A 14,623-nucleotide genomic window follows, 5' to 3' on the forward strand; every position below is an offset into this window, starting at 1 on the left:
ATGCGCGGCGCTGAGGGCAAGCCGGCCTTCCTGGTCGGCATCGACCTGGGCACCACCAACACGGTGGTGGCCTATGCCAAGGCGAATGATGCGCAGGCTGAAATAAACCTGTTCGCCATCGAGCAGCTGCTCGCTCCCGGCGAAGTGGGCGCACGCCCGCTGCTGCCCTCCTTGCGCTACCATCCCGCCGCCGGCGAACTGGCGGCGGGCGACTTGCAGCTGCCTTGGCCGCAGCAGGACCTGGAGCATGCCGTGCTGGGCGCCCTGGCGCGCCAGCTCGGCGCCCAGGTACCGGGACGCCTCGTTTCCAGCGCGAAGAGCTGGCTGTCGCATGCGAACGTGGACCGCCAGGCGCCCATCCTGCCGTGGGGCGCCGATGCCGATGTGGCCAAAGTGTCGCCCGTGGCGGCCAGCGCCAGCTACCTGGCCTACGTGCGCGCCGCGTGGAATCACCGCTTCCCGGACTCTCCCCTGGAAGAACAGGAGCTGGTGCTGACCATCCCCGCCTCGTTCGACGAGGGTGCGCGCGCACTCACATTGGCATCGGCGCGCATGGCGGGCTTGCCCACCTTGCGATTGGTGGAAGAACCGCAGGCCGCTTTTTATGACTTCCTGCAGCGCCGACGCGCCACCCTGCGCGACGACCTGGCCAACACGCGCCGCATTCTGGTCTGCGACGTGGGCGGCGGCACCACGGATTTCAGCCTGATCGACGTGGCCTTCGATGATGATGGCGAACCGCAGCTCACGCGCAGCAGCGTGGGCAACCATTTGATACTGGGCGGCGACAATATGGACCTGGCGCTGGCCCACCTCTTGGAAACGCGCATGGCCGCAGGCGTCGACGGCGGCATGAAGCTGTCTGCCGCGCGCCTGTCGCAGCTGATGGAACGCTGCCGCGCCGCCAAGGAACTGCTGCTGTCGCAGGACGCGCCCGACAAGGCCACCGTCACCCTGCTGGGCGGCGGATCGCGTTTGATCGGCGGCAGCCGTTCGGCCGACATCACGCGCGAGGAAGTGGCGGCCATGGTGGTCGACGGCTTCTTCCCGAAGGTGGAACTCACCGAGACGGCGAAAAAGGGCCGCGCGGGCATCGTCGAATTCGGCCTGCCGTATGCGCAGGACGCGGCCATCACGCGCCACCTGGCCAGCTTTTTGCAACAGCATCAAGGGGCATTGCCCGACACGCTGCTGCTGAACGGCGGCGTGTTCCGCGCCGACGCGCTGGCGCGCCGCCTGGCAGAAACCCTGGCGCACTGGCGGGGGCAGCCCCTGACCATCCTGCATAACGATAATCCCGACGTGGCCGTGGCCCGTGGCGCCGTCGCCTACGCGCTGGCCCGGCGCGGCCAGGCACCGCGCATCGGCGGCGGCTCGCCGCGCAGCTATTTCCTCGTGCTGGGCGAAGCGGGCAAGGACCACCGGGCCGTGTGCATCCTGCCCCGCGGCAGCGCCAGCGGCGAAGAAATCCGCCTGACGGAGCGCCTGTTCGCGCTGCGCCTGGGCCGGCCCGTGCGCTTCCACCTGGCCACCTCGCTTGCCGAAGCGGGCACGCCGCCGCGACTGGGCGAGATCGTCGACCTGGACGCCGGAGAATACCTGCGCCTGCCGCCGCTGGCCAGCGTGCTGCAGGCGGAAAGCGGCGACAAGCGAGAAATCACCGTGCAGCTGGCAACCGTCATGACGGAAGTCGGGACTTTGGAAGTGCATTGCGTGGGCGAAGCCGACGCAGGCCAGCGCTGGCTGCTGGAATTTCAATTACGGGGCGAAGACGAAGCGCCGGCAGAAACGTCCAGCGTGCCGCCACGCGTGAAAGAAGCCATCGAGAAGATCGAGCGCATTTTCGGCGGCAAGGCGCAAAAGGTCGACGTCAAGGAAGTACGCCAGCTGCGCCAGCACCTGGAACGGGGCTTGGGTGGACGCGAAAGCTGGGAGACTCCCCTGCTGCGCCAGCTGTTCGACGCCCTGATGCTGCGCGCGCGCGGCCGGCGCCGCTCCGCCGAGCATGAGCGGGTGTGGCTGAACCTGGCCGGCTACTGCCTGCGTCCCGGCTATGGCGATGCGCTCGATCCATGGCGCATCGAGCAGCTGTGGGCACTGTTCGACACGGGCGTCCAGCACCACAAGGACAACCAGGTGTGCGCCGAATGGTGGACCCTGTGGCGCCGGGTGGCCGGCGGCTTGAGCACGGAACAGCAATTGCGCCTGCTCGACGACTTCGCCTTCAATCTGCAAGCCGACGCGGCCCAGCGCGGCAGCCGCCCCGTCACGCTGGTGAACGGCAGCGACGACGACATGCTGCGCCTGGGCGCGTCGCTCGAGCGCATCCCGGGCGCCTACAAGGCGGAAGTGGGCGCCTGGCTGATCAAGCGGCTGGAGAAAGCCGGCAAGAAAGGCGAAGCGGCGGACACGAATACCTTGTGGGCGCTGGCCAGGGTCGGCGCGCGCCAGCCCTTCCACGGCAGCGCGCACGAAGTGGTCGACAGCGCCACCGTGTCCGATTGGCTGGCCGTGCTGCTGGCGCTGGACTGGAAGAAGACGGAACCGGCCGCGTTTGCCGCCGCCCACCTGGCGCGCATGACGGGCGACCGCTCGCGCGACATCGGCGACGAGCTGCGCGCCGCCATCCTCGCGCGCCTGAAAGCCGTCGGCGCCCCGTCCCTGTGGCAGGCCATGGTCAGCGAAGTGACGCAGCTGGACGAAGCGAATACCAAGCGCATGCTGGGCGAAGCACTGCCGCCGGGCTTGAAGCTGATAGGCTGACATCATTGATCACGTAGGTCGGATTAGCCCGGAGGGCGTAATCCGACAACATCGTCGGCAGCACCTGTCGGATTACGCGGCGTGCCGCCGCTAATCCGACCTACCCCTCGCTACGCTCCCCGCGATACCGTGGCAAACCGTCGGCCAGCTTCACCCACTCCAGTTGCGTGTCCGTATAAATATGGCTGTGCGGCGGCAGCTGTTCCGGGCTGTCCAGGCTACCGGTGGTCAGGCCCACCTCGTCCGCGTCGCGCTCATCCTCGAACGTCAGCTGCGTGCCGCAGCGGGGACAAAAACTGCGCGTGCAGTGTTCGCTGGAAGCATAGGGCGTGGCCTGTCCCCGCAGCCAGCGGAAGTTCGCCCGTGGCACGCTGAACCAGGCAACGAACGGCGCGCCCGACGCGCGGCGGCACATCGAGCAATGGCAGGCCGTTTCATGGAAGGCGCCCGTGCCCGCCTCGTAGCGCACGTCGCCGCATAAACATCCTCCGCTCAGCATGGCATCCTCCTGCAAAATGAAAAAGGCGCCCAGTGTAGCGCCGCTGCGGCGCCACGGTTTGCGCTAGATCAGGGCGATGATCAACAGCAGCACCGCCAGCGGCGCCTGCACCAGCACGATGCCCGGATGCGTGCGGCGCAGCCGGGCCCACACGGACAGGCCCGGCACTTCCACGTGCGGATGGTGGGCTTCATCGCGCAGCGACATCGCGTGCAGGAACATGCCGGCGATCAGGGGGCCGGGATTGACCCACCAGCCCTGCTCGAGCAAGCCGCGCGACAGGTAGATGGCCAGCGCGCCGATGGCCAGCGGCGAGGCCCATACCAGCGCCAGTATCAGACGGATGCCATAGAATTCGGCCAGGGTCCCCATGCGGTGCAAACGGCTGACATCGTGGTCTTCCATGCGCCGGTCGATGGCCAGCTCGGCGCGGCCGTACAGGGTCCACAGGCCGCCGAACAGGCAGCCCAGCAGCACGCCGATGACGATATCGGCCACGAACACCGCATATTTGTTGACGTCGGCCGTGCCGATGCCCAGCGAGGTGTGGGCGGCCGCGTGCAGGTGCAGGCCGGCCTGCTCGCCTTCGGCCGTCGTATAGCGGTCGCGCACGTCATACGTGCTGCCGATGTACACGACATCCTTGCGCAGCGCTCCGGCGTCCACGCCGGCCTGGCCATCGATCAGTTGGACGCGCGTGCGCGTGGGGTTCAGGAATTGCGGCGCCACGGCGGCCGGGTGGAACGGCGCGGTGACGGCATTCTGTTCGGCCGCCGCCCTGGCGTCGCCGCGGATGACGGGTTCGAACGCCCAGCGCGCCAGCTCCTTTTCGCTGTTCGTGCGCCGGGCCAGCTGGCACACGCGGCCGGCCAGCGCCAGCACTTCCTTTTGCTCGGACAAGGCGGCCGGCATGGGCTGCTTCTGTTCCTGCTCGTCGGCGCCATGCGCCAGCTCGAAGGCGACTGCCGCCAGCACGGGGCTTTTCAGCTCGATGCGCGTGACGGCGCCCATGCGCTCGCGGATGCGCGGACTGGCGAAATGAATGCCGGCCGCGCAGCGCGCACGTATCCACGACAGGTTCGCATTCTGGTCCGATTGTTCGGGCAGGATCAGCACCAGTTGACGGCCATCGGCGGCCAGCCGGTCGAGCAGGCGGTCCAGCGGCCGCTCGCCCGCCTTGTGCTGTTCGTACACGGCCGGCGCCAGGTCCAGGTCGATGGCCAGCACCTTGCTGCCGCGCGCGGCGGCGCTGGCGATCAACTGCTCCAGGCGCGAGCGCTCCAGCGGTTCGCGCTCGTCGAAGACCTGTTCGAACGCGGGCTGGTCGATTTCGATGATGCCGGGCCGGTAGGCGGCGCCCGGGTCCTTGCCCCGGTCCAGCAACTGTTCCTGCGCCGCGCTGGCCCGCAGCATGGCCGCATCGAGCCATTCGAGCACGTGAAACCCTTCCAGCGCCAGCATCAGCGCGGCGATCAGGCTGGCGCCGATCACGTGGTGCAGCAGATGCGTGCCCGTCAGCTTGAAGGCCGATCCAAGCTGGGCGGCCGGCCACAGCAGGCGCCGCCAGAGCGGCGGGCGTGGTTGATCCGGCGGGCTGGCTTCCACGGTGTATTCCCCTTGCGTGCGATGCCTGAATTGCCATTCAGGCAATAAATGATGACGAAAGGATAGTGTATTGCAGTTGTGCCCGTTTCGCCGCACGGCTGGCACGGGCCAACCTGGCAGCCTACTGCGGCCTGGCCAGCAGCAGCTTGCCCAGCGCTTCAAAGGCCGGCGTGGTGGTCGGATCGTTGGCCGCGTTGGCCGCCGTCGGCGTCGAGGCGAAACGCACGATCACCATTTCCGCTTTCGGATCGATGTAGATGCGCTGGCCGTACACGCCGCGCGCCATGTAGGCGCCATGGTCATTATGCGTGACCCACCACATGTCGCGGTAGCTCCAGCCCTTGAGCAAATCGTAGCCGCCCTTGGCGAACAGCTGCTTGTCGCCGCCACGGCGGATATCGTCGACGGCCGCCTGCGGGATGATTTGCTGGCCGTTGTAGCGGCCGTCGTTGCGCAGCATCTCGCCGAAGCGGGCCAGGTCGCGCAAGCCCGCGCTCAAGCCGCCGCCGGCAAACGGCGTACCCGTCGAATCGACCGACATATAGGCATCCTGCTCGGCGCCCAGCTTTTGCCAGACATGCTCGGACAGGTAGTCGTTGACGTTCCGCCCCGTGACCCTGGCGATGATCCATCCCAGCACGTCCGAATTGACCGTGCGGTAGCCGAAGCCCTCGCCATGTTTTCCCTCATGCCGCACCGTCTGCAGATACTCGAAATAACTGCGCGGTCCCGTGTAATCCTTGGGCTTGGGCAGCGGATTGCCGGCCGCCGCGTGCTGCCACACTTCCGCGTTCGGGTCGGCGTAATCTTCGCTGAATTTCAGGCCCGTGGTCATGTCGAGCACCTGGCGCACGGTGGCGTCGCCAAACGCGGATTTGGCCAGTTCCGGCACGTACTCGGCCACCTTCTTGCCCGGATCGAGCTTGCCTTCGGCCACCAGGGCCGCGCCGATGGTGCCCATCACGGACTTCGTCACCGACATGGCGGCATGCTGGCCGCCCTCCTTCAATACGCCGAAATAGCGTTCGTACACGATGCGGCCCCGGTGCAGCACGACGATGCCGTCCGTGTAATTGGCGCCCAGCGACTGCTCCCACGTCATCGTCTCCTTCGCGCCCAGTGGCGTGAAGCGCAGGCCGTCGATATCCTTGCGCAGCGCGCGCCGCAAAGGCAGGGGCGCGGTCAAGCCGCGTGACACTGCCACCGTCGGCATCAGCTGGCGGAAGTGCGACACGCTCCAGCGCAGCTGCGGAAAATTGAAATAGCTGCCATCGTCGAAGCGGATGATTTTATCGGCCGGCGGCGGCGCGCCCACCATCCATTGCAATGCGGCCGGGTCGCTGGCGGCGGCCGACAGCGGCGCCGTCGTCTCTGCCGCATGGGCGCCGGCGGCCAGCGCCAGGCAGGCGGCGGCCAGGGCCAGGCGGCGGGTTGGTGGCAGTGTCGTCATGCATTTCTCCTGTCATGGCTGGCGCCGGCGGCGGCGCTCGCTTCATGCGATGCATGCTAACAGAGAAACTTTTTTATCTTGTTCTACGGCATCCTATTGTGCGGGCCACACGCTGAGACCATCGTCTCACGCGCGCGCCATGCTGCAGCGCAGGATGCGCGGCCTGGCGCTTCGTGCTACAAACGAAAACACCATAAAAACTGACACGAGACACTGGAGAGCGCCATGCCCTACGTCCGCCAGACCAGCCATATCGACCGCGTGCGCGACCTGATCGCCGGCCGTATCGTCAATCCGGGCGCCGATACGGCCAGGCTCGCGTCGTCGTACCGGCGCTCGCTGGACGACTACCGGCTCGACCCCGCTTCCACCACGGGGCCGCGCATCCTGACGGGCGCCGAATTGCGCGCCATCCAGCAGTCCGAGGAAGATTTTCTGCGTTCCACGGGCCAGTGCCTGCCGCGCCTGCACGCCATGGTGCGTGAAGCGGGCTATTGCGTCATCCTCGCCAATGCGCGCGGCGTGACGATCGATTACGCGGTCGACACGGACCAGCGCAAGGATTTCAAGAAGGCTGGCCTGTACCCCGGTTCGTGCTGGTCGGAAGAAGAGGAAGGCACGTGCGGCATCGCCTCCGTGCTGCTCGACCACGAAGCCATCACCGTGCACAAGACCGACCATTTTCGCGCCGCGTTCACGGGCCTGACCTGCAGCGCCGCGCCGATCTTTTCGCCGCACGGCGACTTGATCGGCGTGCTCGATGCGTCGGCCTTGCGTTCACCCGACGCGCGCGACAGCCAGCGCCTCGTCAAGCAGCTGGTGCGGCAAGGCGCGACCCTGATCGAGGACGGTTTTTTCCTCAAGTCCTACAGCCATTGCTGCATCCTGCTGGCGCACCGCAACCGCCACTTCGTGGAAGTGCAGCCGGAGATACTGCTCGCCATCGACGAACATGGCGACATCGTCGCCGCCAACCGCTGCGCGCGCGACGTCATCGCGGGCCTCGGCAGCCTGCCGCGTCCCGTCGCCGAGGTGCTGGAAGTGCTTGCCGAACGGCTGTTCGATGCGCGCGCGGGACGCAGTCTGCTGTCCTTGCGCCTGGCCGGCGGCAGCACCTGGCTGCATGCGCGCGTGCGCGCGCCGCAGCGACCGGCCAAGGCGCGTCCGCGCGCCATGCGCGAGGCGCCCGCCGCGCAAGACGTGGTGGCCTACACGGCGCCGGAACTGGCCGAACGCACGCGCATCGTCCACGCCATGACCGCCGCCAAATGGCGCCCGCTGCAGGCGGCCGCCATGCTGGGCATCTCGCGCGCCACCCTGTACCGGCGTCTCAAGCAGCTGCACATCGTGGCGCCGCACCGGCAATGATGCGACAAACGCGCTGAGACTTCCGTCTCAGTAGCGGCCATGCTGCGCTGCGCAATGCGGCGCCGGAACGCCAGTGTTACAACATCGTCAGCGGCAACACAGCCGCATCCCATCATAAAGTCAGCAGACTTGGAGGAGACACGATGCTAACCGATATCAACCCGCACGACCTGGCCGTGGCCGGCGTCCTGGAACAGCTCGAAGGCTTTCTTCGCGCCAGCGACGGCACGGGTGCCGCGCAACTGTTCGAACAGGACGGCTACTGGCGCGACCTGGTGCTGTTTACCTGGAACCTGAAAACCCTGGAAGGCCGCGAACAGATCGCCGCCATGCTGTCCGCCCAACTGGGCGCCGTGCAGCCGGTCTCCATCCGCATCGCCGATGGCGAACATGCGGTGGAAGCCGGCGGCGTGCTGCAAAGCTGGATCACGGTGGAAACGAACGTGGCGCGCGGCGTGGGCTTCATCCGCATCCGCGACGGCAAGATCTGGACCCTGCTCACCACCATGAGCGAATTGAAGGGGTTTGAGGAAGCCAAGGGCGGCCGTCGGCCCATGGGCGCGGAACACGGCGCGCGCACCAACCGCAGCAGCTGGCTCGAGCACCGCGAGAAGGAAGCGGCGGAACTGGGCTACGCGCGCCAGCCCTACTGCGTCATCATCGGCGGCGGCCAGGGCGGCATCGCGCTCGGTGCGCGCCTGCGCCAGCTGAACGTCCCCACCATCATCATCGAGAAAAACGCGCGCCCCGGCGACAGCTGGCGCAAGCGCTACAAGTCCTTGTGCCTGCACGACCCCGTCTGGTACGACCACATGCCCTACATCCCGTTCCCCGACAACTGGCCCGTCTTCACGCCGAAGGACAAGGTCGGCGACTGGCTGGAAATGTACACCAAGGTGATGGAACTGAACTACTGGGGTTCGACTTCCTGCGAATCGGCCAGCTTCGACGAAGCCACGGGCGAGTGGACGGTGCAGGTGCTGCGCGACGGCCAGCCCGTCACCCTGAAACCCAAGCAGCTGGTGCTGGCCACGGGCATGTCGGGCAAGGCGAACATGCCGAAGTTCAAGGGCATGGAGGTGTTCCAGGGCGAGCAGCAGCACTCGTCGCAGCATCCGGGACCGGACGCGTACGTGGGCAAGAAGGTGGTCGTCATCGGCGCGAACAATTCCGCGCACGATATCTGCGCCGCCCTGTGGGAAGCGGGCGTGGACGTGACCATGGTACAGCGCTCGTCGACGCACATCGTCAAGTCCGATTCGCTGATGGACCTGGCCTTGGGCGACCTGTATTCGGAACGGGCGCTGGCCGCCGGCATGACGACGGCCAAGGCCGACCTGACGTTCGCCTCGATCCCGTACAAGATCCTGGCCGACTTCCAGAAGCCCGTCTTCAAGGCCATCCGCGAACGCGATGCGGACTTTTATGCGCGCCTGGAAGAACGGGGCTTCATGCTGGACTTTGGCGACGACGATTCCGGCCTGTTCATGAAGTACCTGCGCCGCGGCTCCGGCTACTACATCGACGTGGGCGCCTCCGAGCTGGTCGCCGAGGGCAAGATCAAGCTGAAAAGCGGCGTCGGCGTGCAGGAATTGAAAGCCCATTCCATCGTGCTGTCCGACGGTACGGAACTGCCAGCCGACCTGGTGGTGTACGCCACCGGCTACGGCTCCATGAATGGCTGGGCGGCCGACCTGATCTCTCCGGAGGTGGCGAACAAGGTGGGCAAGGTATGGGGACTCGGGTCAAGCACGACGAAGGACCCTGGCCCGTGGGAGGGCGAACAGCGCAATATGTGGAAACCCACGCAGCAGCAGGCGCTGTGGTTCCACGGCGGTAACCTGCACCAGTCGCGCCATTATTCCCAGTACCTGTCGCTGCAACTGAAGGCGCGCATGGAAGGGTTGAACACGCCCGTGTATGGGCAGCAGGAGGTGCATCACCTGGCGTGATACCGACTACCTGGACGAAAAAAAACGGCGGGCTATTTGCCCGCCGTTTTTTTCAGCTTCAAACCAAGAGCAAAAACTGGGGTCGGACCCTCAGGGTCCGACCCCGGCAGTGCAGATATCGGGTCTAAAAATTACTGTTTGATGGCTTCGATGGCGAAGGTCAACGTGACATCATCGCTGACGGCCGGCGCATATTTGCCGGCGTTGAACTCCGAGCGCTTGATCTTGGCCGTGGCATTGGCGCCGCAAGCGTCTTTCTTCAGCATCGGGTGCGGTGCGCAGGCGAACGAGGTGACGGTCAGGGTCACTGGTTTGGTCACGCCTTTCAGGGTCAAATTGCCTTCAACGGAGGCCAGCTTGTCGCCGTCGAAGTTGAACTTGGTCGACTTGTAGGTGGCGACCGGATACTTGGCCGTGTCGAGGAAGTCTTCGCCCTGGATGTGCGAGTTGAACAGGGTCGAACCCGTGTCGACGGATTTGGTGTCGATCAGCACTTCGACGGCGCCCGTCTTGGCGGCGCGGTCCAGCGTGACCTTGCCGGTGGTGTTATTGAAACGGCTTTGCTGCGTCGAGAAGCCCATGTGGGTGTACTCGAAACGGGGGAAAGTGTGGCTGCCATCGATGACGTAGACTTCAGGAGCGGCAAAAGCGGACAGGGAGAAGCCGGCGGCGGCGATAAAGGCGAGCAGTTTTTTCATGATGGATTCCTGATAGGAGTGGAGGATGTCAAAACCGCAAGCAGCTGCAGGCGGGAAGCGCTGCGGCTGATTGTCCGGCTTCAGTTGCAACAGATTATGCATGGCATGAAGATCGATGTAAAACGGAAAATATACCTAGTTAGCATCGAAAAAATCGATAATAACGGCAGCGATGTCCGTGACGGCGTCTTCTGCTGCCGATTATTGTCTGCATTGCCAAAAATATCCAGCGTTATCAGATCATCAAATGAGAATGATTCTTGTTATTATTCTCCAGGATTGCTATCATCACGGCCCTGGCGGGCATGCAGCGCCGCCTTGATTCATCCATAATAGAGCAGAACACAGCACAGAAAAAAACATGACGGCCACCCGCCACACCCGCCACGCTATGCGCACCTTGAAGGCGCTTCCCGCCGCCTCCCCGCTCCGCAGCCACGGCCCCACGGCCGGCGCCCTCGCCTGATGCGGCAACCGCACGCCCGGACGCCGCTGCCTGAAGCGCATGGCGCACGCCTGCGCCGCTGGGCGTGGACGGCCGCCGGCGCCCTGATGGTGCTGCTGGGGATCATCGGCGCCATGCTGCCCGTCATGCCGACGACGATTTTCCTCATCCTCGCCCTCGCCTGCTTCAGCCGCGCCTCGCCGCGCCTCGAACACTGGCTGCTGCACCATCGCCGCTTCGGTCCGCCGCTGCGCCAATGGCGCGAGCACCGCGCCGTCTCGCGGCGCGGCAAGGTCATGGCTTGCCTGGGCATGGCCATCGGCTTTGTCGCCATGTGCCTGGGCCATCCGCCGTGGTGGGTCATCGCCATGGTGGGCGCCATGGAAATCGCCGTGCTCGTCTACCTGCTGCGGCGCCCCGAAGGTCCCGCCGCCACCGGGGCAGAATCTGCCCGCGAAGAAGGCAATGGCGGGCAGTAAACGGCCCTGTCCACGTCGAAGAAACGGCAAGTGAGCCGAACCGCACATAAAAGTACCGCGAGGCGTCCGCAGGGCGCGGCGAACTTTTCACCAGGATACGGCTCCCGCACGCCCCTCCACGCGATTAAATTCGGCAAGAACACCGCTTTCCCGCTTTTTTGACTTGAAAACGGACGCATAGACATTATTTGCATATTCAAAGCAAGATTCTGTCGTAGGAGTAATAACACGATCGGAGGTATACTACGCAACCGACGTAACAGGCTGGGCGATTTGGCCCCTGCAAGCGCGCCTGTCACGGTCCAATAAAAAAGGAAACACTGCATGACCACATCCCACCGTACGCCGGTGATTCGCATCGATGGCGCGAACAAGACCTTCGCGCTGCCCAAAGGCGAACAATTCCACGCGGTCAAATCGGTCACGCTGGAAGTCTATCCCGGTGATATTTTCGGCCTGATCGGCAAGAGCGGCGCCGGCAAATCGACCCTGCTGCGTCTGATTAACCTGCTCGAGCGTCCCGACAGCGGCACGATTACCGTGGCCGGGCGCGAATTGACGAGCCTGAGCAAGAGCGACTTGCGCGATGCGCGCCAGAACATCGGCATGATTTTCCAGCAGTTCAATCTGCTGCAGAATGCCACCGTCTTCGACAACGTCGCCTTCCCCCTGAAAATCCATGGCACGACCAAGGGCGAGCAGATCGCCGCCCGGGTCGAGGAGTGCCTGGCACTGGTCGGCCTGTCCGACAAGCTGCACAGCTATCCGGCCCAATTGTCCGGCGGGCAGAAGCAGCGCGTGGCCATCGCCCGCGCGCTGGCCAGCCACCCCGACGTGCTGCTGTGCGACGAGCCGACGTCCGCGCTGGACGCGGAAACGACGCGCGCCCTGCTCGACACCCTGCGCGACATCAATGCGCGCCTCGGCGTGACCATCGTCATCGTCAGCCATGAGCTGTCGGTGCTGGGCGCCATCTGCAACCGCGTCGCCGTCGTGGAAAAAGGCGCCATCGCCGAACAATTCGACTTGAGCGACACGGCTACCCCGCGCAAGACGGCGCTGGGACGCGAGCTCGCTTATTACGGCACCGAGGCGTTTGAAGCCACCGCATGGAAGGATGCAACACATGTTTGAAGAATCGATCAATAACGTCATCAACCTGCTGCCGGAAATCTGGGTGGCGCTGGGCCAGACCATGACGATGCTGGGCATTGGCCTCACGGCCGCCATCCTGGTCGGCGGCCCGCTGGGCATCTTGCTGTTCCTCGTATCGGAAGGCCAGTCGCTGGAAAACCGTCCGCTGTCGATGATCCTCGGCTGGCTGGTCAATACCGTACGCAGCTTCCCCTTCATCATCCTGCTCGTCGCCCTGACGCCGTTTACGCGCATCATCGCGGGCACCTCGATCGGCCCGCTGGCGGCCAGCGTGCCGCTGTCGTTCGCCGCCATTCCCTACCTGGCGCGCCTGGTGGAACAGAACCTGCGCGAAGTGCCGCGCGGCGTGATCGAGGCGGCGCACGCCATGGGCGCGTCGGAAATGCAGATCATCTTCCGCGTGCTGCTGGTCGAAGCGCGTTCCGGCCTCGTGCTGGCGCTGACCGTGCTGTCGATCAGCTTCCTGTCGTATTCGGCCGTGGCCGGCGTGGTGGGCGGCGGCGGCATCGGCGACCTGGCCATCCGCTACGGCTACTACCGCTTCGAGACGGACATCATGGTCGCCACCGTGGCCATCCTGATCGTGCTGGTGCAAACCATCCAGTTCGCCGGCACGCGCATCGCCAAGCGCCTCGACAAACGTTAATTCATCTTCAGTATTTCAGTACAAGGAAAAGCATGAACCACATTCGCCGCACCCTGCTCGTCGCCGCCACCAGCCTGGCCTTCGCCACCGCCGCCCACGCCAAGGACCCGAAAGAACTCGTCATCGGCACCAGTTCCGGCCCGTATTCGGACCAGCTGAAGCTGGGCATCAAGCCCATCCTGGAAAAACAGGGCTACAAGGTCAAGATCGTGGAATTCAACGACTACGTGCAGCCGAACTACGCGCTGGCCGAAGGCTCGCTGGACGCCAACGTGTTCCAGCACATCGTCTATCTGACCAAGTTCGCCACCGATAACAAGCTGCCATTGAGCCCCCTGATCACCGTGCCGACCATGCCGATCGGCCTGTACGGCGGCAAGCAAAAATCCTTGGCTGACGTCAAGAACGGCGCCACCATCACCATGCCGAACGACCCGACCAACCAGGCGCGCGCGCTGGTGATGCTGGCCAAGATGGGCTGGATCAAACTGAAACCGAACGTCGACCCGCTGCGCGCGTCCGAGCGCGACGTGCTGGAAAACCCGAAGAAGCTGAAGCTGGTGCCGCTGGAAGCGGCGCAGCTGCCACGTTCGCTGGCGGACGCCGACTACGCTTTCGTCAACGGCAACTTCGCCCTGGCCGCCGGCATGAAGCTGACCTCGGCCCTCGCCGTGGAAAAGATCTCGGACAGCTACATCAACCTGGTCGCCATCCGCACGGCCGACAAGGCCAAGCCATGGGTCAAGGACCTGGAAGCGGCCTACCGCTCGCGCGCCTTCCTCGACGCGACGAACAAATACCTGGCCGGCTACGAAAAGACGGACTACCAGCTGGCGCTGGAAAAGACGCTGAAAAAATAAACGGTACGCTTGAAACGTAAAAAAGGACGGCTGTTGCCGTCCTTTTTTTTCGCCCGCGCTGCGCGGGCATGCCTATACTTAGAAGCGGTAACCGACGCCGACGCCGATCAGGAGAGGATCGACCTTGACTTCGCTGGCCTTGGCGCCACCGATGAAGACGTCGCTGCGGATCTGCACTTTCTTGATGTCGAAGTTCAGGGACCAGTTTTTATCCAGTTTGTAGTCGACACCGGCTTGCAGCGAGTAACCCCAGCTGTCGTGTTCCAGGCGGCCGGCGCCGTTCAGCAATTTCACGTCCGAGATATTCGTGTAGTTGATGCCGGCACCCACGTAAGGGCTGAACTGTTTTTCAGGCATGAAGTGGTATTGCAGCGACAGGGTCGGCGGCAAGTGCTTGAAGGTACCGATATTGTTGCCGTCGAGCTTGACGTCATGCTTTTGCGGGTAGGTCAGAATCAGCTCGGCAGCGATATTCGGGGTGAAGAAGTACGAAATATCGATTTCAGGAATCGTCTTGCTGCTGACCGTCAAACGGTCGGATGCGCCGACGCCACCAACAGGAGCAGATTTATCGGCCGGATCGAGGTGCACGGCGCGCGCACGGACCAGCCATGGGCCTTCCTGTGCCATTGCGTTGCTGGCGAATGCGCCGATGGCGGCCAGGACGATTGCTGCTGCAGTTGCGGACTTTTTCATTCTAGTT

Annotated in this window: 12 protein-coding genes; 7 read left to right on the plus strand and 5 right to left on the minus strand. The window is 64.7% G+C overall.

Annotated elements, in window-relative coordinates:
- Complete coding sequence (locus CLU90_RS08675) at window positions 1–2,763, plus strand: Hsp70 family protein (protein WP_100427701.1); 2,763 nt, start codon at window positions 1–3, stop codon at window positions 2,761–2,763.
- Between the two features lie 100 nt (window positions 2,764–2,863).
- On the opposite strand, the gene CLU90_RS08680 is transcribed toward CLU90_RS08675, so the two are convergent.
- The 3 genes from CLU90_RS08680 to CLU90_RS08690 form a co-directional block, all read right to left on the minus strand.
- A complete protein-coding gene (locus CLU90_RS08680) occupies window positions 2,864–3,262 on the minus strand; it encodes a GFA family protein (protein WP_100427702.1) in 399 nt (132 codons plus the stop codon).
- A 63-nt stretch (window positions 3,263–3,325) separates the two neighbouring features.
- Entirely contained in the window at window positions 3,326–4,867 is a 1,542-nt protein-coding gene (locus CLU90_RS08685) for a CHASE2 domain-containing protein (protein WP_100427703.1), read from the minus strand.
- Between the two features lie 121 nt (window positions 4,868–4,988).
- Window positions 4,989–6,317: a serine hydrolase domain-containing protein gene (locus CLU90_RS08690; RefSeq protein WP_100427704.1), complete on the minus strand. Its 1,329-nt coding sequence runs from the start codon at window positions 6,315–6,317 to the stop codon at window positions 4,989–4,991.
- Between the two features lie 225 nt (window positions 6,318–6,542).
- Between CLU90_RS08690 and CLU90_RS08695 the strand changes: the two genes are divergently transcribed.
- Together CLU90_RS08695 and CLU90_RS08700 are read left to right on the plus strand one after the other, a co-directional pair.
- Window positions 6,543–7,685: a sigma-54-dependent Fis family transcriptional regulator gene (locus CLU90_RS08695; protein WP_100427705.1), complete on the plus strand. Its 1,143-nt coding sequence runs from the start codon at window positions 6,543–6,545 to the stop codon at window positions 7,683–7,685.
- Between the two features lie 143 nt (window positions 7,686–7,828).
- On the plus strand, window positions 7,829–9,637 hold the full coding sequence (locus tag CLU90_RS08700) for an NAD(P)/FAD-dependent oxidoreductase (protein WP_100427706.1): 1,809 nt from the start codon (window positions 7,829–7,831) through the stop codon (window positions 9,635–9,637).
- 131 nt (window positions 9,638–9,768) lie between these two features.
- On the opposite strand, the gene CLU90_RS08705 is transcribed toward CLU90_RS08700, so the two are convergent.
- Window positions 9,769–10,335, minus strand: coding sequence for a YceI family protein (locus CLU90_RS08705; RefSeq protein WP_034756709.1), 567 nt, complete (start codon window positions 10,333–10,335; stop codon window positions 9,769–9,771).
- A 465-nt stretch (window positions 10,336–10,800) separates the two neighbouring features.
- On the opposite strand from CLU90_RS08705, the gene CLU90_RS08710 reads away from it, so the two are divergent.
- The 4 genes from CLU90_RS08710 (at window position 10,801) to CLU90_RS08725 (ending at window position 13,920) form a co-directional block, all read left to right on the plus strand.
- Complete coding sequence (locus CLU90_RS08710) at window positions 10,801–11,259, plus strand: YbaN family protein (protein WP_100427707.1); 459 nt, start codon at window positions 10,801–10,803, stop codon at window positions 11,257–11,259.
- Window positions 11,260–11,583: 324 nt separating this feature from the next.
- Window positions 11,584–12,393 carry a methionine ABC transporter ATP-binding protein gene (locus CLU90_RS08715; protein ID WP_092714286.1) on the plus strand — a complete coding sequence of 270 codons (810 nt, stop codon included), beginning with the start codon at window positions 11,584–11,586 and terminating at the stop codon, window positions 12,391–12,393.
- Window positions 12,386–13,060 carry a methionine ABC transporter permease gene (locus tag CLU90_RS08720; RefSeq protein WP_092714284.1) on the plus strand — a complete coding sequence of 225 codons (675 nt, stop codon included), beginning with the start codon at window positions 12,386–12,388 and terminating at the stop codon, window positions 13,058–13,060. Before CLU90_RS08715 ends, CLU90_RS08720 begins: the two co-directional genes overlap by 8 nt.
- A gap of 32 nt (window positions 13,061–13,092) precedes the next feature.
- Window positions 13,093–13,920: a MetQ/NlpA family ABC transporter substrate-binding protein gene (locus CLU90_RS08725; protein WP_072452913.1), complete on the plus strand. Its 828-nt coding sequence runs from the start codon at window positions 13,093–13,095 to the stop codon at window positions 13,918–13,920.
- Window positions 13,921–13,998: 78 nt separating this feature from the next.
- Here CLU90_RS08725 and CLU90_RS08730 read toward each other — a convergent pair whose 3' ends face one another.
- On the minus strand, window positions 13,999–14,616 hold the full coding sequence (locus tag CLU90_RS08730) for an OmpW/AlkL family protein (RefSeq protein ID WP_034756695.1): 618 nt from the start codon (window positions 14,614–14,616) through the stop codon (window positions 13,999–14,001).
- Window positions 14,617–14,623: the final 7 nt, after the last annotated feature.

This window comes from Janthinobacterium sp. 67 (assembly GCF_002797895.1).
Lineage (GTDB): Bacteria > Pseudomonadota > Gammaproteobacteria > Burkholderiales > Burkholderiaceae_D > Janthinobacterium.

Coding starts and splice junctions, on each gene's coding strand:
- CLU90_RS08675 (WP_100427701.1), top strand. CDS start 1: ATGCGCGGCGCTGAGGGCAAGCCGGCCTTCCTGGTCGGCATCGACCTG.
- CLU90_RS08680 (WP_100427702.1), bottom strand. CDS start 3,262: ATGCTGAGCGGAGGATGTTTATGCGGCGACGTGCGCTACGAGGCGGGC.
- CLU90_RS08690 (WP_100427704.1), bottom strand. CDS start 6,317: ATGACGACACTGCCACCAACCCGCCGCCTGGCCCTGGCCGCCGCCTGC.
- CLU90_RS08695 (WP_100427705.1), top strand. CDS start 6,543: ATGCCCTACGTCCGCCAGACCAGCCATATCGACCGCGTGCGCGACCTG.
- CLU90_RS08700 (WP_100427706.1), top strand. CDS start 7,829: ATGCTAACCGATATCAACCCGCACGACCTGGCCGTGGCCGGCGTCCTG.
- CLU90_RS08705 (WP_034756709.1), bottom strand. CDS start 10,335: ATGAAAAAACTGCTCGCCTTTATCGCCGCCGCCGGCTTCTCCCTGTCC.
- CLU90_RS08710 (WP_100427707.1), top strand. CDS start 10,801: ATGCGGCAACCGCACGCCCGGACGCCGCTGCCTGAAGCGCATGGCGCA.
- CLU90_RS08715 (WP_092714286.1), top strand. CDS start 11,584: ATGACCACATCCCACCGTACGCCGGTGATTCGCATCGATGGCGCGAAC.
- CLU90_RS08720 (WP_092714284.1), top strand. CDS start 12,386: ATGTTTGAAGAATCGATCAATAACGTCATCAACCTGCTGCCGGAAATC.
- CLU90_RS08725 (WP_072452913.1), top strand. CDS start 13,093: ATGAACCACATTCGCCGCACCCTGCTCGTCGCCGCCACCAGCCTGGCC.
- CLU90_RS08730 (WP_034756695.1), bottom strand. CDS start 14,616: ATGAAAAAGTCCGCAACTGCAGCAGCAATCGTCCTGGCCGCCATCGGC.